The sequence below is a fragment of the Streptomyces sp. NBC_01214 genome (assembly GCF_026340975.1).
Taxonomy (GTDB): Bacteria; Actinomycetota; Actinomycetes; order Streptomycetales; family Streptomycetaceae; genus Streptomyces.
Map to the genome: position 1 here is coordinate 4,466,617 of NZ_JAPEOS010000001.1, position 18,344 is coordinate 4,484,960.

The following is an 18,344-nucleotide window of genomic DNA, read 5'->3' on the forward strand; positions in this document are numbered from 1 at the left end:
TAGACGCAGTTTTGGTGCGAGCGCAAGGTGAAGGCGATGACGAGCGATCAGTGGGGCCCGGCCGTACGGTTGTTGTGGGGGCCGCCGCCGGCCGGGCCCGCGCGCGGACCGAAGCGGGGGCTCACGCTGGAGGGGATCGCCCGGGCGGGTATCGAGATCGCCGACGCGGAGGGCCTGGGCGGCGCGTCGATGCAGCGGGTGGCCGCGGAGCTGGCCGTCACCAAGATGGCCCTGTACCGGTACGTGCCGGGGAAGGCCGAACTGGTCGCGCTGATGGTGGAGGGCGCGATGCCCGCGGCGGCGCAGTCGCCGGGCGGCCCGTGGCGGGAGCGGCTCGAAGAGTGGGCGCGGGGGCTGCTGGAGGGCCTTCGGCTCCACCCGTGGCTGTTGGAAGCGACCGTCGGCGTGCGGGTCATGGGCCCCCGGGAACTGGAGTGGATGGAGCGGGCGCTCGCCGCGCTCGACGGGTGCGGGCTGACCGGGGCCGAGGCGATGGACGCGGTGGTGCTGCTCGCCGGGCACGTACGCGGGATCGCCGAGCAGGAGCGGGCCGCCGGTGCGGGGTCCGGGTCCGTGTCCGGGGCCGGGGCCGTGGGGGAGGGGCCGGACGCCCAGCTCGCGGCGGTGCTGGGCGAGGTGATGCGCACGCACGGGGACCGCTTCCCCGCACTCGGGGCGGCCCTGGCCTCGGCGGCGGAACACGGCGGGCGGGACCAGGCCCTGGAGTTCGGGTTGGCTCGCATCCTGGACGGGCTCGAACTGTTGATGACCCGCCGCGCGGACGGGAACTGACATCACGCACGGGCCGGCCGGGACGGTGCGGCACCCCCGGAATCGGCCTTCTCACCCGCTCTGACAGCGCTGCGGGGGTACCTCGCCGCCCAGGCCCTGTCGTCAAGGTCCCGTCGGGCCCGCGCCGCCCGGCACCGCACCTCGGTGCGTTGTCGGGGCGCCCGAGTACGTCTAGTACACGGGCGCCCCTCCGCCTCGCCCTGCTTCCCCTCGGCCCTGCGGGCCTGGGGAGACCCCACGGCACCGGACGCCGCGGGCTCGGCCGACGCCACTGTGACGACAGGACCTAGCATGCGCGGCATGAGTGATCTTGACGAGCGGATGCACCGGTTTCGGATCGACGTGGGCCAGGGGGAGCTGGACGACCTGCGGGAGCGGCTGGGCCGGGTGCGGTGGCCCGACGAACTGCCCGGGGTCGGCGGGGCGTACGGGATGCCGCTCGCCCGGATGCGGGAGCTGGTCGACTACTGGCGCGAAGAGTACGACTGGCGGGCGGCCGAGGCCCGGCTGAACGAGTGGCCGCAGTTCACCACGGTCATCGACGGCGCGCGGGTGCACTTCGCCCACGTCCGCTCGCCCGAGCCGGACGCGACCCCACTGCTGATGACCCACGGCTGGCCGGGCTCGCCGGTGGAGTTCCAGCGCGTCGTGGGCCCGCTCACGGATCCCCGGGCGCACGGCGGCGACCCGGCGGACGCCTTCCACCTGGTACTGCCGAGCATCCCCGGCTTCGGCCTCTCGGGACCCACGACCGAGACGGGCTGGGAGTTCAAGCGGGTGGCCCGGGCCTTCGGCGTGCTGATGGACCGCCTCGGCCACCGGTCGTACGGGGTGCAGGGCGGCGACTGGGGCGCCGCGATCTCGCGGGAACTCGGGCTGATCCGGCCGGACCACGTGATCGGAGTGCACCTGAACCTGCTGCCCGGGGGCGGGGCCACGGCCGAACCCGGACCGGAGGAACTGGCCGCGCTGTCCCCCGCCGAACGGGAGCGGACGCTGGCCTCCTGGGAGCGGTACCGGACGTGGGCGCGCGAGCGGCAGGGGTACGCCGACATCCAGGCGACCCGGCCGCAGACCCTCGCGTACGGGCTCAACGACTCGCCGGTCGGGCTGCTCGCCTGGATCGCGGAGAAGTTCATCGAGTGGAGCGATCCCGCGTGCCCGGTGGACCGGGACCAGATGCTGACCAACGTGACGCTGTACTGGCTCACCGGAACGGCCGGCAGCGCGGCCCGCATCTACTACGAGCGGGCCCGCGCCGCGTACGCCGGCCGGCCGCCCGAGGTGTCGCGGACCCCGACCGCACTGGCCGACTTCCCCCGGGACAACTTCATCCCGCTGCGCCACGTCGCCGCGCGCACCGACAACATCGTGCGCTGGACCTCGTACGACCGGGGCGGCCACTTCCCCGCCATGGAGGTGCCCGATCTGCTGGTGGGGGACATCCGCGCCTTCTTCCGACAACTGCGCTGACCAGCATGTGGAAAGGCGTGGCCGGGGCCCGGGCCGGATGTGATGATCGCCCGGTGATCGACGAACAGCGGACCCGGCCCGCATTGACGGGCGACGAGCGCGCCACCTTGACCAGCGTCCTGCAAGGGCAGCGGGACACCCTGATGATGAAGTGCGCGGGGCTGAGCGAGCAGCAGCTGCGGACGAGGGCGGTCGCCCCGTCCCGGCTGAGCCTGCTGGGGCTGGTGCGGCACCTCGCGGAGGTCGAGCGCGGATGGTTCCGCAACGTCCTGGGCGGGGAGGACGTACGGGGCTACTTCCCGGAGAACGAGGCGGGGGAGCGGACGGAGTTCCTCGTCGAGGACGCGGACGTGGCGGACTCGTTCAGGATCTGGGAGGAGACGTGCGAGCGGTCGCGCGCGATCGTGGACGCCGCCGAGTCCCTCGACGTCACGGGGCACTCCGGCGACCAGTCGTACTCGCTGCACTACATCCTGGCCCACATGATCGAGGAGTACGCCCGCCACAACGGGCACGCGGACCTGCTGCGCGAGGCCATCGACGGCACGACCGGGGAATGACCCCGCCGTGGCCGCCCGTGCCCCCGCCCGTGCCCCGCCCATGACCCGGAAGATTGCCGGGCGGTGGCGGGGCCGGCGCGGTACGGTCCGAAGCCATGCGCATCACGAAGTACACCCATGCCTGTGTCCGGATCGAGCAGGACGGCCGGGTCCTCGTCATCGATCCCGGTACGTGGAGCGAACCGGCCGCCCTGGCCGGCGCGGACGCCGTGCTGGTGACCCACGAGCACACCGACCACGTCGACGTACTGCGCCTGGCGGGGCTCGGCGTACCGGTCTACGCCCCCGCCGAGGCGGACATCCCCACGTTGGACGTCATCGGGGTGTCCTCCGGTACGGAGTTCACCGCCGCGGGCTTTCGCATACGGGCGGTCGGCGGCCGCCATGCCTTCATCTACGGTGGTCAACCCGACTGCGCGAACCTCGGATACGTCGTCGACGACGCGCTCTACCACCCGGGTGACTCGCTGCACGTGCCCGAGCAGGACATCGAGACGCTGCTGGTGCCGGTGCAGGGGTCGTGGCTGAAAATGGCGGAGGTGATCGATTTCGTCAAGGCCGTGGCGCCGCAGCGGGCGTTCGCCATTCATGACGCGCAGATCAACGACCGCGGTCTCAGCAGCGTCAACGGCTGGCTCGGTGAGGAGACTTCGCACGGCTACCGCTATCTGCGGCCCGGCGAATCGCTCTGAGGCGCCGGCTCCCTCCTAGGTCCTGTCGTCAAGGTCCCGTCGGGTCCGCGACGCCCGGCACCGCACATGATCTCCCGGACTCCGTCCGGGGGACCCCCAGGTTCCCTGCTTCCCCTCGGCCCTGCGGGCCTGGGGAGACCCCGTGGCACCGGACGCCGCGGGCTCGGCCGACGCCACTGTGACGACCGGACCTAGCCCGCCCCTGGCTCCGCCACCTGCGCGGGAGCAGGTTAGTGTCCCTCGAATGGTTCGACACGGATCCCTCTCCACGCTGCGGCACAAGCCGTTCAGGTTATTCCTCCTGGCACGCCTGATCTCGATGAGCGGAACGGCGATGGCCCCCGTGGCCCTGGCCTTCGCCGTGCTCGGATTCGACAGCAGCCCGGCCTCCCTGGCGATCGTCCTCGCCGCCAATACCGCCCCGCAGCTCGTCCTGCTCCTCGTCGGAGGAGTGCTCGCGGACCGGTTCTCCCGGCAACGGGTCATCGTCATCGGCAACGTGCTGCCTGCCGTCACCCAGGGCTGTGTCGCACTGCTCGTGGCGACGGGAACGGCCACCACCGGGCGGATCGCCCTGTTCGCGGCACTGGCGGGCTGTGCGTCGGCACTGACCCAGCCCGCCATGAACAGCCTGCTGCCGCAGCTCGTCGATCCCGGCGAGCTGCAGCAGGCGAACGCGCTGATGCGGTTGCCCCTCAATCTCATCCGCATCCTCGCGCCGGCGGTCGGCGGCGCCCTCGTCGCCCTCGTCGGCCCGGAACTGACCCTGGGCTGGGACGCCGCCAGTTTCGCGGTCGCGGCCTTCCTCTGTAGCCGTCTCGACGTGTCCGGACCCGCCAAGACCGCGGCTTCAGTCTTCCGTGACTTCAAGGACGGCTGGAAAGAGTTCTCCCGTCTCTTCTGGATCTGGTCCTATACGTTGTCCGGCACCGTGGTCGTCGCCCTCTGGCTCGGCGGCTATCAGCTCCTCGGCCCGGTGGTGGCCCAGAGCAGTCATCTGGGTGCTCCTTCCTGGGGAATCGTCCAGGGGGCGTTCGCGGTGGGCCTGCTCCTGGGTGGGATCGTTTCACTCAAATGGAAGCCGTCCAGGCTCATGGTCGTGTGCGTGTGCGCCAACCTGCCTCTCGCGCTGCCGTTCCTCGCGCTCGCCTGGGGCGCGCCGCTCGCCGTGCTGGCCGGGGCGAGCGCCATGGCGGGCATCGGCCTCGACATCGCGATCGTGTGCTGGAACACCGCCGTGCAGGAACAGCTTCCGTCCGAGGTGCTCGGGCGGGTCAGCTCCCTGAACCAGGCCGGTGAGCTCATGTCCGTGCCGCTGGGCTATCTCGTCGTGGGCGCCGCGGCGACTTCCCTCGGTACGGAGTCCGTCCTTCTCTGGAGTGCCGCACTGATGGTCCTGGCGAGCCTGGTGCTGCTGCTCGCCCCGAGCGTACGGGCGGTACGCAGGCTGCCCGCGGACCCGGGTCCGGCCGCCGTCGCGGCGGGAGACCAGGACCGAAGGGCCCGGACCGGCCGGGCGCCCGATCAGGTGGCGCGCCCGTAGCGGACCGCTGAGCTCCAGATCCGTTCCAGGCGCACCCGGGTGCCGGGACGTGGAGCGTGCCAGATGCGGTCGTCGCCGGCGTAGATCCCGACGTGGGTCATGGTCGCGCCGCTGGGGAAGAAGACCAGGTCCCCGGCCGCGCGATCGGCCTCGGGAATGTGGAGGGTGTGCTCGTACTGCTGCTCGGCGGTGCGCGGCAGCCGTTTGCCCGCCTTCTTGAAGGCGTAGAGGGTCAGGCCCGAACAGTCGAAGCGTTTGGGTCCGGTGGCGCCGTAGGCATACGGCGAGCCCTGTTTGGAGGCGGCCACCGCGACGGCTTTGGCGCCGTAGGGGGCGGCGGCGGCGTGCGCCGGGGCCGCGGGGCCGGTCGTTACGGCGGCCGTCAGCAGCAGCAAGGAGAGTATGGCGCGGGCTCTGGAGCAACAACACGTGGTGTGAAGGCCCTTGGGGGCCTTTCGGAAGTCGGTCCTCAAGCAGGACATCGTGATACCTCCGCAGTCGGTTGGCAGGTAGCAGTCAGATCAGTGGTCGGGGTCCTGTTCTCGGTCGGATACGTCATGGCTCTGACGGCGGACCAGTTTTCTCCGACGGGATCCGCCGAGCAGCGCGGGACACAGTCTCATTTGTCTCGATTTTGCATTCGATTCGAGATCATAGGTCTGAATGATCGTCACATGGGCGCGCCTGACGCGCCGGTCCGTCGTGCTGATGCCGGCTCGCCCCGGATAATCGATGCGGGGTCGGATCCGCCGACTCCTATGATCATCGGATGGAGAATCCCCGTTATCCCGTGAAGCCCCGCCCCGGAGACCCGGTCGCCGTACTTTCGCCCTCGTCCGGCCTCCCCGGCCTGTTCCCGCAGCCCTACGAGTTGGGGCTGCGCAGACTCCAGGACGACTTCGGGCTGAAGGCGGTGGAGTATCCGACGACCCGGACGATGGGTGCGACCCCCGAGGCGCGGGCCGCGGACATCCACGCGGCCTTCGCGGACCCCGAGATCAAGGCGGTGATCGCCAGCATCGGCGGCGACGACCAGATCACCGTCCTTCCCCACCTCGACCGCGATCTCCTGCGCGCCAACCCCAAGCCGTTCTTCGGCTACAGCGACAACACCAACCTGCTGCTGTTCCTGCGGGACTTGGGCATCGTCGGCTACCACGGCGGGTCGGTCATGGTCGGGCTCGGACGGCCCGGCGCGATGCACCCGTCGACCGCCGACTCCCTCCGGGCCGCGCTGTTCACCTCGGGCGAGTACGAACTCACCGCGGCGAGCGCCTGCGGGGACACCGACAGGCCCTGGGACGACCCGCAGACCTTCGCGTCCGAACCCCCCATGGAACCCGCCGACGGCTGGTCCTGGCACAACCCCGACCGGGTCGTCGAAGGCATCAGCTGGGGCGGCAACCTGGAGATCATCTCCTGGCTGCTCATGGCCGACCGCGTGGCGGGGCCGGTCGAATCCTACGCCGGCAACGTGCTGTTCCTGGAGACCGACGAGGAAATGATGCCCGCCGAAGGGGTCTACCGGATCCTGCGCGGCATGGGCGAACGCGGGCTGCTGCGGCAGTTCCCCGCGCTGCTCATGGGCAGGGCGAAGAGCTGGTCGTTCGAGAACCGGCTCGATGCCGGGGCGAAGGCGGAGTTCCGCCGGCAACAGCGCGAGGCCGTCCTACGGGCCCTGCACCAGTACGCCCCCGACACCATGGCGGTGTTCGACGTCGACCTCGGCCACACCGACCCGCAGGTCGTGATCCCCGTCGGAGGTCGCATCCGGGTGGACGGCCCGGCACGCCGGATCGTCGTCACGTACTGAGTCACGCACTGAGTCACGTACCGGGCCCGGGCTCCGGGCGGGCGGTCCTACGAGGCCCCGCAGGCGGCCGGAGCGGCCGACCGGGGAGCGATGCGCATCCGGTCCCGCGCGTACTCCACGGTCTCGCCCGGCAGGATCAACAGCCCGGGCTCCCCGTCCTGACCCGCCCCGCCGATCGGCTGCACCTGTACGGCCGGGCCGAGTCCGCCGGCCATGAACACCGTCGGGTCGACCTCCCAGCCGTGCACGGCGAGCCACGACTCCAGCGCCTCCGTGTCCCGTGCTTCCGCGCCGCGCGGCCACTCGAACGTCGTGCTCCCCATCCCTGCCCCCTGTAGGTGGTCGGATCACCGCCGATGATCCTGCCACCCCCCTCTGACAGTTGCAGCCCGATATCGGCGCGCGCCCGCACCCCCACCGTGCGGGGAGTGCGGGCGCGCGTCAGGCCGGTGACCCGTCGGGGTCAGCCGTTGCGGTGGTGCCGGCGGCCGTTCCAGGAGTCGGTGTCGAGGACGTTGCCACGGTTGTCGCGCAGGGTGGCGGAGTCGCGCTCGTCCCAGATCTGGTGGCGGCGGTCCTGGTAGACGTCGTGGCGGGTGTCGCGACCCTGGCCGGTGTGGACGCGCACGCTGGACCGGCCGTCCAGGCGGAAGTCGCCGAACCGGTACCGGTTGCCCTGCCGGTCGGTGAGGGTGAAGCCGCGCAGGTTGACGCTCCTGCGCCCGGTGTTCTCGACCTCGACCCATTCCCGGTTCAGCGCACGGGCGGAGCGGTCGCGGCCGCCGGTGCCGTACTGGACGTCGCTGATGACGATCGAGGAGTGCGGAGCCCGGTGGTCGCGGTCGCGGTCGCGCCCGTGGTCGTCGGCGGTGGCCGGGAGGGCGGCGGCGCCGACGAGGGCGCCCGCAGCCAGGAGCGCGGCGACGAACCGGCGGGTGGCGAGAGAAGCAGACATGAAGATGACCCCTTCAACAGACAGCAGCCCGGTCCCGCCTCGTGTACGGCGGGTGGGCCTGGAACCGTTCCCGGCGTCCTGCCGAGGAGCCACACTCTGACCCCCAACCACCATCAAAAGCCACTAATTCGGGGCGTGTTGCAAAATGCGGATGTATCGGTGACTCTCCCGTGTATCGGACACATGTCAATGCCGCGCTGACGCGAACGGAGGGCGCGCACCGAACGAGCCTTGGCAGGCCCGGAGACGGAGGCGCTCGTACACCGACGTGCCGCCCTCGCGACCCCCTCCCGCTCTGCGCCGAACGGGTTCAGGCCCCTGTAACGAATGGTCCGACCGTTTCTTCGGACGCCCGCACGCGAGCGGTTCTGGTGTTCCATCGCCCCGAGCTCCCGGCGGGAGCCAAGGGCGCGCCGCCGGCATCAGGCTGCGGAGCGGCCGATCGAATCGAGGAGCCGTAGCTCCTCCGGCGCCAGTCGGAGTGCCCCCGCTGCCACGTTGTCGGCGAGGTGGTCCGGGTTGCCCGTCCCGGGGATGGCCAGAACGTGGGCGCCCTGCCCCAGGATCCAGGCGAGCCGCACCTGCGCCGGTGACGCTCCGTGCGCCCGGGCGACGGCGAGGACCGCGTCGTGCTCGGTCCGGACGGTGCCGGCCTCGGCACCCTCTCCCGCGATGGAGAAGAAGGGCACGAAGGCGATGCCGCGCGCCGCGCAGGCGCGGAGCATCCCCTTCGGGTCGGGCGCGTCGATTCCGAAGCGGTTCTGGACGCACACCACCGGTGCGATCGCCTCGGCCTGGGCCAGGTGCTTCGGGCGGGCGTGGGAGATGCCGAGGTGACGGACCAGCCCGGCGTCGCGCAGTTCGGACAGGGCCCCGAAGTGCTCGCTGACGGACTCCTGGCCCATGACGCGGAGGTTCACCACGTCGAGGTGGTCCCGGCCGAGTTGGCGCAGGTTCTCCTCGACCTGGCCGCGCAGCTGGTCGGGCCGGGCCGACTCGGCCCACCTGCCGCAGGCGTCCCGGGCGGGGCCGACCTTGGTGGAGATGACGAGGTCGTCCGCGTAGGGCGCCAGCGCCGAGTTGATCAGCTCATTGGCCGAACGCAGCCGCGAGAAGTAGAACGCGGCGGTGTCGATGTGGTCGACGCCGAGCTCGACCGCCCGGCGCAGTACGGCGATCGCCCGCCCGCGGTCGCTGGGAGTGCCCTCGTGGAAGGCCGCGCTGCCGGTCAGGCGCATGGCGCCGAAGCCCATCCGGTTGACCGTGAGATCACCGAGCACCCATGTGCCCGAAGCTGCCGCGGTAACCGTGTGCGACGTCATCTGATTGATCAACTCCATCCGATCGGCCATCGTCCCCCGATGGTTCGGGGCGAGGCGGGTCCTGGAGTATGCGCAGGTGGAAGCCGTGCCGGAAAGGCGTGCAGGGGTGGCGGAAGATCACATCGCGACCCGGAATCCTGAAGGTGTGCGGGGCGTTATTCCTGCTGAAGCTTCCTCGCCCCAGCCCGTGCCCGGGAGCGCGCAGCCGAGTCGCTCTGCCCGATAATGGTGGCGACGGGGTATTCGTACGCGAGGAGGCCGGAATGGGACGGGACAGCAGGTACGAATTGGTATTCGCCGGCCCTGACCATGCGGTACCGGGTGGCGAGGAGTCCGTCCTCGTTCACCGCACCGATCGGACCGGCCCCGGCGGCCATCCGATCTACGCCGACGAGACCGGAATCGTGCAGGCGGAGATCAGCGACCAGGGCGACGTACGCATGATCGCGAGCGGCGGCCACCAGGAACCCGCATCGCGGGTGAGCGTGCGGGCCGTGCCCAGCGCGTGACGTGGAGTGGCCCGCCGGCGCGGAGTGGCCGGACGGTGCGGGGTGCGCCACTGGGTCCGCCACTGGTTCGCCACCGTCATCCGGGAACGCTGATCCCCGGCGGGCACGGAACCTCGCACCAGACGCGCTTGCCGTCCACCCCCGGTTCCGAGCCCCAGGCCCGGGCCAGACGCTCCACGATCAGCAGTCCGTGACCGACCGGCCTTCCCGGGTCGCCCGGCCCGTGCGCCGGCACCCGCACCGGCGGGGCCGGGTTGCAGTCCGTGACCTCGATCCGCAGCCGCTCGGCCGAGCAGTCGAGGACGAGCGCACGGGGCCCGCCACCGTGCAGGCAGGCATTGGCCACCACCTCCGACACCAGCAGGAGCACGTCCTCGGCGCTCTCGCGGTCGATTTCCCCCGTCCCCGGGAGCCAGCGCCAGGCGGTCAGTGCCTGGCGGGCGAAGTCACGGCTGCGCGAGACGACATCGGTGGTTCCGGACAGCATCAGGCTCCAGATCCGGTCGGACGGCCCGCGCTGCTCCACGATGCTCAAGTCCCTCCGCCGTGTGGCGCCCTCAGGGCCTCCGTCACATCGGCGTGGACGGGGAACACGCCGTCCGCACCGGTGATGCGGAACATCCGGGCGACAGGTCCGTGTAGACCGGCCAGTTCGAGGCCGGCTCCCGCCTCCTGTGCCGCGAGGCGCGTGTTCAGCAGCACGTTCAACCCGGTGGAATCGCAGAATCCGAGGCCCGTCATATCGACCAGCAGCCGACGGCCCGGGGCGAGCGCCCCGTCGAGCGCGTCCCGCAGCGGCTGCGCCGTGTCGTGGTCCAGTTCCCCCGCGAGCGTGAGGACGACCGCTCCGTCCACGGTCCTCACCGCGACGGTGAAGCGTTCGTTCTCCGCTTCCGGCACCATCCGGCATCACCCTTCCCGTCGTGCACTCTGCACCTGCCCGGGTTCCGGCGGGCTATGCCCGTCCGTTGCGTACGGAAGGGGGCGCCTCATCCCGCCTCGGTCGGCGGTTCCTCGGCGAGCAGCCCCTCCCGCAGCCGGCCCAGGATGCGGCCCAGCAGCCGGGAGACGTGCATCTGCGACATGCCCAGGCGCTCGCCGATCTCGGCCTGGGTCAGCTCCTCCCCGAACCGCAGGGTGAGGATCGTCCGGTCCCGTTCGGACAGCTCTCCCAAGAGCGGCCTCAGCGATTCCAGGTCCTCGACCGTCTCGAAGCGGCTCTCCTCGATGCCCAGGCTCCGGGACGACACGCCGGGGGCCTCGTCGTCCTCCGCCGTCACGGGGACGTCGAGGGAGAGGCTGGTGAAGCCGTTCGCCGCGAGCCGACCCTCGCGGACCTCCTCCACGGTGATGTCCAGCCGCTCGGCGAGCTCGCGCGCACCCGGAACGTGGCCGAGCTCCTGCTCCAGGGCGTCGCTCGCCTTGGCCAGGTCGATGCGCAGCTCCTGCAGCCGCCGCGGTACGCGGACGGCCCAACTCGTGTCACGGAAGTACCGCTTGATCTCCCCCACGATGGTGGGCAGGGCGAACGACATGAACTCGAACCCGAGCTCCGGATCGAACCTGTTGATGGCCTTGATCAGACCGATGGTGCCGACCTGCAAGACGTCTTCCCACGGCGCGCCGACGTGCCGGACGCGCGTGGCCGCGTACTTGACCATGCTCAAGTTCAGTTCGACCAGGGTGTTGCGCACGTACGAGTACTCTGCGGTCCCCTCGTCCAGTTCGTGCAGCCGCCGGAAGAGCGTGACCGACAGGTCGTGCGCGTCGGCGGTGCTCACGGACCGCGGATCGCGCATCTCGCGGGGATCCTGCGGCGCGGAGCCGGGCTGGCTACGGAGAGTGGCAGGCATGGAGCCTCCTCGGGGAGTTCCCTCAGAGCCCCATACCCGCTCACGAGGGGTTCAAGCTGTGCGGGCCGTGGCCGTACGTCACTCTTCGTGTGCGGGCGGGCGCCCCGGGGCGCGATAGCGGTCGAACGCCTCACGGGCGTCCGGTACGAACGCGCAGCTGCGGACGAGCTCATCGAGTTCGGGCTCGGTCAGCCAGTCGAACCAGGCGACTTCCCTGGGGTCGGGCCGGACCGGCGCTGTGATCACGACTTCGTGAAGGCCCAGCCAGTAGGGACTGATCGCCCCGTCGCACAGGAAATTGAGTACGAAGCGGGGAACGGCGCGGACCCCGAGCTCCTCCGCGAGCTCCCGGGCCGCGGCCTCCTCGTACGACTCGCCGACCTCGACGGCGCCACCGAGCATCCAGTTGAACTGACCGGGAAACCGCGACGCGTCGTCCGGGCGACGGTGCACGAGGATCCGGCCGTCGCCGTCACGGCACACGATCGTCGCGATGCGGTGCGGCCAGCGCTCCCGAATCGCCTCCGCCCGGTCCACGACGGCCACGACGTGGTCCTGCTCGTCGACCCGCTCGACCAGTTCGCCCATGGGGCACATGATCGCAGGGGCCTCGCCCGGAAGCCCGTACGGGTGTCCGCCCGGCCACGGGACCGGGCGGACACCCGACAGCGGGTCAGCTACCGGGCCGGACCACCACCGCCACCACCTCGACCGGCGCGCTGTAGCGGAAGTGGAGGACGAACGGCACCATGTCGCCGGCCTCCCAACGGGTCTCCTTCGTCCGCGTCGTGACGCTCAGGTCCAAGGGGGACATGGTGACGGTGCCGCCCGCGGGCACCCGCACCGGAGCCGCCGTCCGGACGACGTCGGGCCCGAGCCCGGTGCTCTCCCGCCGGCTGAGCAGCGTCTTCTCGACACCGGATGACGTCACGTCGGTCAACTGGTCGTCCGCGCCCCCGATGTTGGTGATGTCGAAGAAGGCGGCCGTGTCCCGGCCCCCACCGTCGGGCAGCAGCACCCGGCCGTTCCCGGCGGCGATCTGCGGCGGGCTGCCCGCGGCGCCGGCCGAGGTCCAGGCCGTCAGGCCGGCCAGCGCGAGCGTACAGGCGACCACCGGGACGAGCGCGGCGCGCAGCCCCTCGCGCACGCGTCGATCGATCGGGAGACGGCCGCCCGGGGACCGCTCCGAAGGTGAATGCGTCATCGCCCCGTACCCCTCGTCCGGCTGCTCGTGCCCGCCCGGCGTACGTGCGGTGCCGGCTGCCAGGTGCGCAACCGGAGGCTGTGGGCCACCACCATCAGGGAACTCACCGACATCGCCGCGGCCGCGACCATCGGGTTGAGCAGCCCCACCGCGGCGAGCGGCACGGTGACGACGTTGTAGCCGAAGGCCCAGACCAGGTTGGCCCGGATCGTCCTGAGGGTCTGCCTGGCCAGCTCGACGGCGTCGGCGACCGCCTCGATGTCGCCGCGCACCAGCGTGACATCGGCCGCGCCGATGGCCACGTCCGTTCCGCTCCCCATGGCGATGCCGAGGTCGGCTCCGGCCAGGGCGCCGGCGTCGTTCACCCCGTCGCCGATCACCGCGACCCGTCGCCCCTGATCGCGTAACTCCTTGACGAGCCGCGCCTTGTCCTCGGGCGAGCAGTGCGCGTGCACGTCCCGGATCCCCAGCGCGGCGGCGACCCGAGCCGCGGTGGCCCCGCGGTCACCGGTGGCCAGTACCGGCTCCACCCCCAGCCGCCGCAGCCGGTCGACGGCCCGGTAGCTGCCGGGGCGCAGGACGTCCCCGAGGGCGATCAGAGCCTGGTCGGCGCCGTCCACCCGGACCAGGACCGGCGTGTGTGCCGCGGCTTCGGCCCCGGCCAGGGCCCGGTCCAGCGACGGGTGCAGGTCCGCGCCGGCGGCGCAGACCTCCACGCGGTGCCCCTCCACCATCCCCGTCACGCCGATGCCCGCGGTGGCTCGGAATTCGGTCACCTCGGCCAGCGGGCCACGGTGCTGATCCTGCCGGGCGTACGCGACCACGGCGCGGCCCAGCGGGTGCTCGGACCCCTGCTCCACGGCCGCGGCCAGCCACAGGGCCCGCTCCCGGCCCATCCCGTCGGGCACGGCCGTCACGCCCGCGACGGTCATCCGGCCGGTCGTCAGCGTGCCGGTCTTGTCCAGGACCACGGTGTCGACGTGCCGCAGGGTCTCCAGCGCCCGAGGGCCGCTGACCAGCAGGCCCAACTGTGCGCCCCGGCCGGTCGCCGCCAGCAGGGCGGTGGGGGTCGCCAGCCCCAGCGCGCAGGGACAGGCCACGACCAGGACGGCCACACAGGCCGTGACGGCTGCCTGCGGCTCGGCCCCGGCACCGAGCCAGAAGCCGAGAACGGTGACGGCCAGCGCCAGCACCACCGGAACGAAGACCCCCGCCACCGCATCGGCCAGGCGCTGCGCCCGAGCCTTGCCGGACTGCGCCTCGGTGACCATGCGGGTGATCCGGGCGAGCTGGGTGTCCGCGCCGACCGCGGTGGCCCGGACGGTCAGCAGACCGCCCGCGTTGACCGCACCGCCGACCACGGCCCGACCGGGGCCCACCTCGACGGGCTCGCTCTCGCCGGTGACCAGGGAAAGGTCGACGGCCGAACCGCCGGAGGCCACCACCCCGTCCGTCGCGACCCGCTCGCCCGGCCGGACGACGAACTCCTGCCCCACCCGCAACTGCCCGATCGGGACGAGCCGCTCGCGGCCGTCCTCCCGTACGGTCACGTCCTTGGCGGCCAGACCGGCGAGCGAGCGCAGTGCCTCCCCCGCGCCGCGGCGGGCCCGGGACTCGAGGAAACGCCCGGTCAGCACGAACAGCGGGACCCCGACCGCTGCCTCCAGGTAGATGTGCGCCACGTCGCCGCCGGCCGAAGGCAGCAGGCTGAACGGCATCCGCATCCCCGGATCGCCCGCCCCGCCCAGGAACAGCGCGTACGCCGACCAGGAGAAGGAAGCGACGACGCCCAGCGACACCAGGGTGTCCATCGTCGCCGCCGCGTGCCGCAGCCCTCGTACCGCCCGGGTGTGGAACGGCAGTGAACCCCAGACGGCGACCGGCGCGGCCAGCACGAAGCACAGCCACTGCCAGTTGCGGAACTGGAGGGCGGGCGCCATCGACAGCGCCAGAACCGGAACGGACAGCAGGGCGGTGATCAGCAGCCGCTGCACCTGCTCGCCGCCCGGGGAAGCCCCTGCGCCCGCTGGCGGCGCGGTCCGGTTCTCCGCGGGCTCGGGGGGCGCCGGCACCTCGGCGCTGTAGCCCGCCCGCTCGACCGCCGAGACGAGGTCTCCCACCGTCACGTGCGACGGATGCAGCACCCGGGCCCGCCCGGTGGCGAGGTTGACCGTGGCGCTCACGCCCTCGATCCTGGCCAGCCGCTTCTCGACACGGTTCACGCAGGCCGCGCAGGTCATCCCGCCGACGACCAGATCGGTGGTGCCCAGCACCACCTCCGTCCGCTCGGCCGTCACCGCGTGCCACCCGTACCGCCGCTGTGCCCGTGCGGCCGTCCCAGGTCCCCGACGAAGGCCGGACTCTCGACTTCGGTGGACCGCATGCCGGGGGCCACCGGGCCGGCGCCCGCTCCCACCGCGTACGCCGCGCCGAACATCACTATGAGCAGCGCCAGGAAGCCGGCGAGAGCGGGCGGCGGGGCCCAGCGCTTCAGCGCGGTGATCGCCAGGGTCGGGTACTCAAGCCGGTCCGTCATCGTCTCTCCGGATTCTTGTACTCGGTTCCAGACGGACGAGGTGCCGATCGGGCCGTGCCGGAGCCGGGACGGCACTTCCTCCGGCGAGGTAGTCGCAGGGGAACGGAAGGAAGTTCCCGCGACTTCGGATTCCGTGTGTCCGCCTCCACGCGCGTCGGGAGCGAGGTCACAGGGTCGGACCCTTATGGACCTCTTGCTCCGTATGTCACTCTGGCCGGGCGCGTCGGGTCACCCCACCCACCGCACGTACGCACCCCCGGCCGCCCGCCCGACTGACCGACAGGGAAAACGCCCATGTCCTTGCCGTTCCCGTACCGAGCCGTCCCGGCCGTGCTGGCCGGTGCCGTGACCGCCCTGCTGGTGGCGTGCACCCCCTCGACCGCCGCCGGCGCCGCGGTACCGGCTTCCGTCCCGGCCACCACGCCCCCCGCGGTCGTCACCCCCGCCGCTGCTCCTGCCCCCGCCCCCGCTCCCGCGCCCGTGGCCTCCACGCTGTCCATACCCGCCGCCGGTGTCACCGGGCTGCGCGTGGTTCCGTACGAGGGCACCACCGACGACGTGGCGGGAACCCGTATCCAGGACCTCGGCGTGGCGGCCAGCCCCTACGGGAAGCGGGGCGGGGTCGGGCCGGGCCAGGTGGGCAACTTCCTGATCACCGCACACCGCTTGTCGGCCGGTGGCCCGCTGGGGCACCTGCCCGCCGTCGGGCCGGGCGACACGGTCCTCGTGACCGTGGGCGAGGTGGTGTACACCTACGAGATCACCACCACCCGCAAGACGTCCTTCCGCTCGGAGCGCTCGCTGAGCGAACAGCGCGCCGCCGTGCCCGGGGCGCCCGGGGCCGCCCCCACCCAGGCCATGATCACGATCTCGACCTGTGCCACGCCGGAGGACCACGCCGAGGGGAACTTCTGGAAGGACGCCCAGGGCAACCCCGAGCACCGCATCGACAAGATAGGCGTGCTGCGCAAGACCTCCGCAGCCACGCCCGCCGGCTGACCCACGGCATCGGGCGCCGCCGCGCTGCTACGGCGTGAGCCGCCGGTGCGCGGCGCGCGCGTGGAGGAGGCGGGCGACGACGGTTCCCGTGCTTGCCGAGGCGAGCAGGCAGACGAGGCGCACCAGGTCGTACGGGGTGTCCCAGCTGAGCTCGCCCACGGGCGCGGTCGCGAAGACGTTGAGGACGAGCCAGCAGAGCAGGGCGGTCCCGGGGGCGGCGGTGAGGCGGGCTCCGGTGCTCACCACGGCCACGGCGAGGGAGAGCGCCATGAGGTCGACGGTGGGGTCGTCGGGTCCGTCCATGAGGTTGAGCAGGGCGACCAGAGCGACGGCCGCGACGGCCGCCGCGGCCCAGACCGAGGTCGTCGCGGCAGGGCTGGGTACGGGACGAATGCCCGAACTGATCCTTTTCCACTCGACCATGCGACGCCTCCTTCGCGCGATGCCCCGCCGATGGGGCTCTCGGAGATGATGCACCAGCGGGGGAGGGCATCCCGGGCCGTCAGCGGGCGCGTTCCGCTCCACGCATCGCGCCCGGCCGCCCGAACGAAGCGTGGCCAAAGTGGCTGCCGGGGCGGAGACTTGGCGGCACCCTTCGGTCGGTCACCGCGCACACTGGGGGGTTTCCCGTGCCCGCGCCGCGTCCGGGCAGAACACCGCTGCCGGGCATCGGCGTCCGCGACGACCTGACCACGCGTGGCGCCGTCGCATCTCGGTGATGGCCCACCGCGACGGGACGCGGAGCCTGTACTCGTACCGCCGTGAAGATCCCGACGAGTGCGCGATCGAGCCCTCCGCGCATTCCCGTTGGAACGGACGGATGTCGGGGGAGACCCGGATCCGCACCGAGACCGGCGAGCCCGTCGGCGTCGGCATCGGGCGCGCGGGGAATACTGGCTGAATGCGTCAGACGCCGCCGCCCGCCGTGGTTCCGGAGCCGATAACGGCCGACCCGCCGCACCCGGTGGACCGCCCCCTGCTCACCCAGTCCTGGCTCGACCTGGCGTTCCTGCACTGGGCCGTCGACCCGGCCCGGGTCGCCCCGCTGCTGCCGGCCGGCACGGTGCCGGACACCCTGGACGGGGTCACCTACGTCGGCCTGGTGGCCTTCCGCATGCACGAGGTCGGCTGGTTCCGCCTTCCCGGCGTCCCCTACCTGGGTTCCTTCCCCGAGACCAACGTCCGCCTCTACTCGGTCGACGCCCGGGGCCGCCGGGGCGTCGTCTTCCGCTCGCTGGACGCCTCCCGGCTGATCCCGGTGGCCGTGGGCCGGGCCGCGTTCCGACTGCCGTACGTCTGGTCCCGGATGGCGGTCCGTCATGACGGCGACACGATCACGTACACCAGTGGTCGACGCCTGCCCGGCCCGCGCGGCGCGCACAGCCGGATCGCCGTACGCGTGGGCGGGCGCATCGCGGAGCCGACCGCCCTGGAGCACTTCCTGACCGCCCGCTGGGGCATGCACGCGGAGCTCTTCGGTCGGCCGCTGTACGTACCGAACGCGCATCCGCGCTGGCCGCTGCACCGCGCGGAGCTCCTCGACTGCGACGAGGACCTGGTGGTCGCGGCGGGCCTGCCGGCCCCGGCCGGGCCGCCCGTGAGCGTGCTCTACTCGCCGGGGGTCCCGGTACGGTTCGGGCGGCCGTCCCTGGGCCGTTCCTGACGCGGGTACGGCGTCCGCCGGGGGGCTACACGGTCGTGCGGGGCTCGCCGTGGCCGGGTGTGTCGTTCGCCACCTCGGCGGACTGCTCCACCTCGGCGGACTGCGTGCTCAGCGGGCCGGCGAGGTAGGCCAGCAGGCCGGCGATCTCGTGGCCGGCCTCCGCCGGATGGCGGAAGCGGGCGCCGGGGGCGACGACGTAGCGGTTGCGCCGCCCGTCCCGGGTCTTGTTGAGGTACCCGTCCGCCTGTAGGTCCGTGACGATCGCCTGCACGGTGCGCTCGGTCAGACCGCATTCCACCGCTATGTCGCGCAGCCGGATGCCAGGGTCGCGTGCGATGGCGATCAGCACCCGGGCGTGGTTCGTCAGGAAGGTCCAGCCGTTACGGCGGTGACCCGTGCGCTCGCTCTCCACATCGTCATTCTTGAGGGA

At 72.2% G+C, this 18,344-nt stretch carries 22 protein-coding genes and 1 pseudogene; 10 read left to right on the top strand and 13 right to left on the bottom strand.

Going from position 1 to position 18,344, the window contains the following annotated elements; translation table 11 throughout:
* The first annotated feature begins 36 nt into the window (after positions 1–36).
* The 5 genes from OG594_RS20920 to OG594_RS20940 all read left to right on the top strand — a co-directional run bounded on the left by OG594_RS20920 (position 37) and on the right by OG594_RS20940 (position 5,060).
* Complete coding sequence (locus OG594_RS20920; RefSeq protein ID WP_266601131.1) at positions 37–792, top strand: TetR/AcrR family transcriptional regulator C-terminal domain-containing protein; 756 nt, start codon at positions 37–39, stop codon at positions 790–792.
* Between the two features lie 300 nt (positions 793–1,092).
* The gene (locus tag OG594_RS20925) at positions 1,093–2,265 is read left to right on the top strand and encodes an epoxide hydrolase family protein (protein ID WP_266601133.1); all 1,173 of its coding nucleotides are present in this window, start codon (positions 1,093–1,095) and stop codon (positions 2,263–2,265) included.
* A 53-nt stretch (positions 2,266–2,318) separates the two neighbouring features.
* Positions 2,319–2,825, top strand: coding sequence for a DinB family protein (locus OG594_RS20930; protein WP_266601134.1), 507 nt, complete (start codon positions 2,319–2,321; stop codon positions 2,823–2,825).
* Positions 2,826–2,920: 95 nt separating this feature from the next.
* A complete protein-coding gene (locus tag OG594_RS20935; RefSeq protein WP_266601136.1) occupies positions 2,921–3,517 on the top strand; it encodes an MBL fold metallo-hydrolase in 597 nt (198 codons plus the stop codon).
* A gap of 244 nt (positions 3,518–3,761) precedes the next feature.
* Positions 3,762–5,060: an MFS transporter gene (locus tag OG594_RS20940; protein ID WP_266601138.1), complete on the top strand. Its 1,299-nt coding sequence runs from the start codon at positions 3,762–3,764 to the stop codon at positions 5,058–5,060.
* On the opposite strand, the gene OG594_RS20945 is transcribed toward OG594_RS20940, so the two are convergent.
* Complete coding sequence (locus OG594_RS20945; RefSeq protein WP_266601140.1) at positions 5,042–5,455, bottom strand: C40 family peptidase; 414 nt, start codon at positions 5,453–5,455, stop codon at positions 5,042–5,044. The genes OG594_RS20940 and OG594_RS20945 overlap by 19 nt on opposite strands.
* 374 nt (positions 5,456–5,829) lie before the next feature.
* Here OG594_RS20945 and OG594_RS20950 point away from each other — a divergent pair, with 374 nt between their 5' ends.
* The gene (locus OG594_RS20950; RefSeq protein WP_266601142.1) at positions 5,830–6,873 is read left to right on the top strand and encodes a S66 peptidase family protein; all 1,044 of its coding nucleotides are present in this window, start codon (positions 5,830–5,832) and stop codon (positions 6,871–6,873) included.
* Between the two features lie 47 nt (positions 6,874–6,920).
* Here the strand turns inward: OG594_RS20950 and OG594_RS20955 are convergent, their stop codons facing one another.
* The 3 genes from OG594_RS20955 to OG594_RS20965 all read right to left on the bottom strand — a co-directional run bounded on the left by OG594_RS20955 (position 6,921) and on the right by OG594_RS20965 (position 9,150).
* Positions 6,921–7,196, bottom strand: a complete 276-nt coding sequence (locus OG594_RS20955; RefSeq protein ID WP_266601144.1) for a hypothetical protein — start codon at positions 7,194–7,196, stop codon at positions 6,921–6,923.
* Between the two features lie 140 nt (positions 7,197–7,336).
* The gene (locus OG594_RS20960; protein WP_266601146.1) at positions 7,337–7,828 is read right to left on the bottom strand and encodes a lamin tail domain-containing protein; all 492 of its coding nucleotides are present in this window, start codon (positions 7,826–7,828) and stop codon (positions 7,337–7,339) included.
* Between the two features lie 422 nt (positions 7,829–8,250).
* Entirely contained in the window at positions 8,251–9,150 is a 900-nt protein-coding gene (locus OG594_RS20965; protein ID WP_266601148.1) for an aldo/keto reductase, read from the bottom strand.
* Positions 9,151–9,413: 263 nt separating this feature from the next.
* Between OG594_RS20965 and OG594_RS20970 the strand changes: the two genes are divergently transcribed.
* Positions 9,414–9,659 (top strand): DUF6296 family protein, encoded by a 246-nt coding sequence (locus OG594_RS20970; RefSeq protein ID WP_266601150.1) that lies wholly within the window; start codon positions 9,414–9,416, stop codon positions 9,657–9,659.
* Positions 9,660–9,735: 76 nt separating this feature from the next.
* Here OG594_RS20970 and OG594_RS20975 read toward each other — a convergent pair whose 3' ends face one another.
* The 7 genes from OG594_RS20975 to OG594_RS21005 all read right to left on the bottom strand — a co-directional run bounded on the left by OG594_RS20975 (position 9,736) and on the right by OG594_RS21005 (position 15,252).
* The gene (locus OG594_RS20975; protein WP_266603101.1) at positions 9,736–10,185 is read right to left on the bottom strand and encodes an ATP-binding protein; all 450 of its coding nucleotides are present in this window, start codon (positions 10,183–10,185) and stop codon (positions 9,736–9,738) included.
* 5 nt (positions 10,186–10,190) lie between these two features.
* On the bottom strand, positions 10,191–10,562 hold the full coding sequence (locus tag OG594_RS20980) for an STAS domain-containing protein (protein ID WP_266601152.1): 372 nt from the start codon (positions 10,560–10,562) through the stop codon (positions 10,191–10,193).
* Positions 10,563–10,648: 86 nt separating this feature from the next.
* Entirely contained in the window at positions 10,649–11,512 is an 864-nt protein-coding gene (locus OG594_RS20985) for a SigB/SigF/SigG family RNA polymerase sigma factor (RefSeq protein ID WP_266601154.1), read from the bottom strand.
* Positions 11,513–11,590: 78 nt separating this feature from the next.
* Entirely contained in the window at positions 11,591–12,100 is a 510-nt protein-coding gene (locus OG594_RS20990; RefSeq protein ID WP_266601156.1) for an NUDIX hydrolase, read from the bottom strand.
* An 85-nt stretch (positions 12,101–12,185) separates the two neighbouring features.
* On the bottom strand, positions 12,186–12,716 hold the full coding sequence (locus tag OG594_RS20995; RefSeq protein WP_266601163.1) for a copper chaperone PCu(A)C: 531 nt from the start codon (positions 12,714–12,716) through the stop codon (positions 12,186–12,188).
* Positions 12,713–14,956: a cation-translocating P-type ATPase gene (locus OG594_RS21000; RefSeq protein ID WP_266603103.1), complete on the bottom strand. Its 2,244-nt coding sequence runs from the start codon at positions 14,954–14,956 to the stop codon at positions 12,713–12,715. The genes OG594_RS20995 and OG594_RS21000 overlap by 4 nt, the downstream gene beginning before the upstream one ends.
* A 53-nt stretch (positions 14,957–15,009) precedes the next feature.
* A complete protein-coding gene (locus OG594_RS21005) occupies positions 15,010–15,252 on the bottom strand; it encodes a hypothetical protein (RefSeq protein WP_266601165.1) in 243 nt (80 codons plus the stop codon).
* 294 nt (positions 15,253–15,546) lie between these two features.
* Between OG594_RS21005 and OG594_RS21010 the strand changes: the two genes are divergently transcribed.
* Positions 15,547–16,251, top strand: a complete 705-nt coding sequence (locus tag OG594_RS21010; protein ID WP_266601167.1) for a class E sortase — start codon at positions 15,547–15,549, stop codon at positions 16,249–16,251.
* Between the two features lie 27 nt (positions 16,252–16,278).
* Here OG594_RS21010 and OG594_RS21015 read toward each other — a convergent pair whose 3' ends face one another.
* The gene (locus OG594_RS21015; RefSeq protein ID WP_266601169.1) at positions 16,279–16,674 is read right to left on the bottom strand and encodes a DUF4118 domain-containing protein; all 396 of its coding nucleotides are present in this window, start codon (positions 16,672–16,674) and stop codon (positions 16,279–16,281) included.
* Between the two features lie 206 nt (positions 16,675–16,880).
* Here OG594_RS21015 and OG594_RS21020 point away from each other — a divergent pair.
* Together OG594_RS21020 and OG594_RS21025 are read left to right on the top strand one after the other, a co-directional pair.
* A pseudogene (locus OG594_RS21020) lies at positions 16,881–17,107 on the top strand (potassium transporter TrkA); the annotation flags it as partial.
* A gap of 45 nt (positions 17,108–17,152) precedes the next feature.
* The gene (locus tag OG594_RS21025) at positions 17,153–17,914 is read left to right on the top strand and encodes a YqjF family protein (protein WP_266601171.1); all 762 of its coding nucleotides are present in this window, start codon (positions 17,153–17,155) and stop codon (positions 17,912–17,914) included.
* Positions 17,915–17,939: 25 nt separating this feature from the next.
* On the opposite strand, the gene OG594_RS21030 is transcribed toward OG594_RS21025, so the two are convergent.
* Complete coding sequence (locus OG594_RS21030; RefSeq protein WP_266601173.1) at positions 17,940–18,326, bottom strand: helix-turn-helix domain-containing protein; 387 nt, start codon at positions 18,324–18,326, stop codon at positions 17,940–17,942.
* Positions 18,327–18,344: the final 18 nt, after the last annotated feature.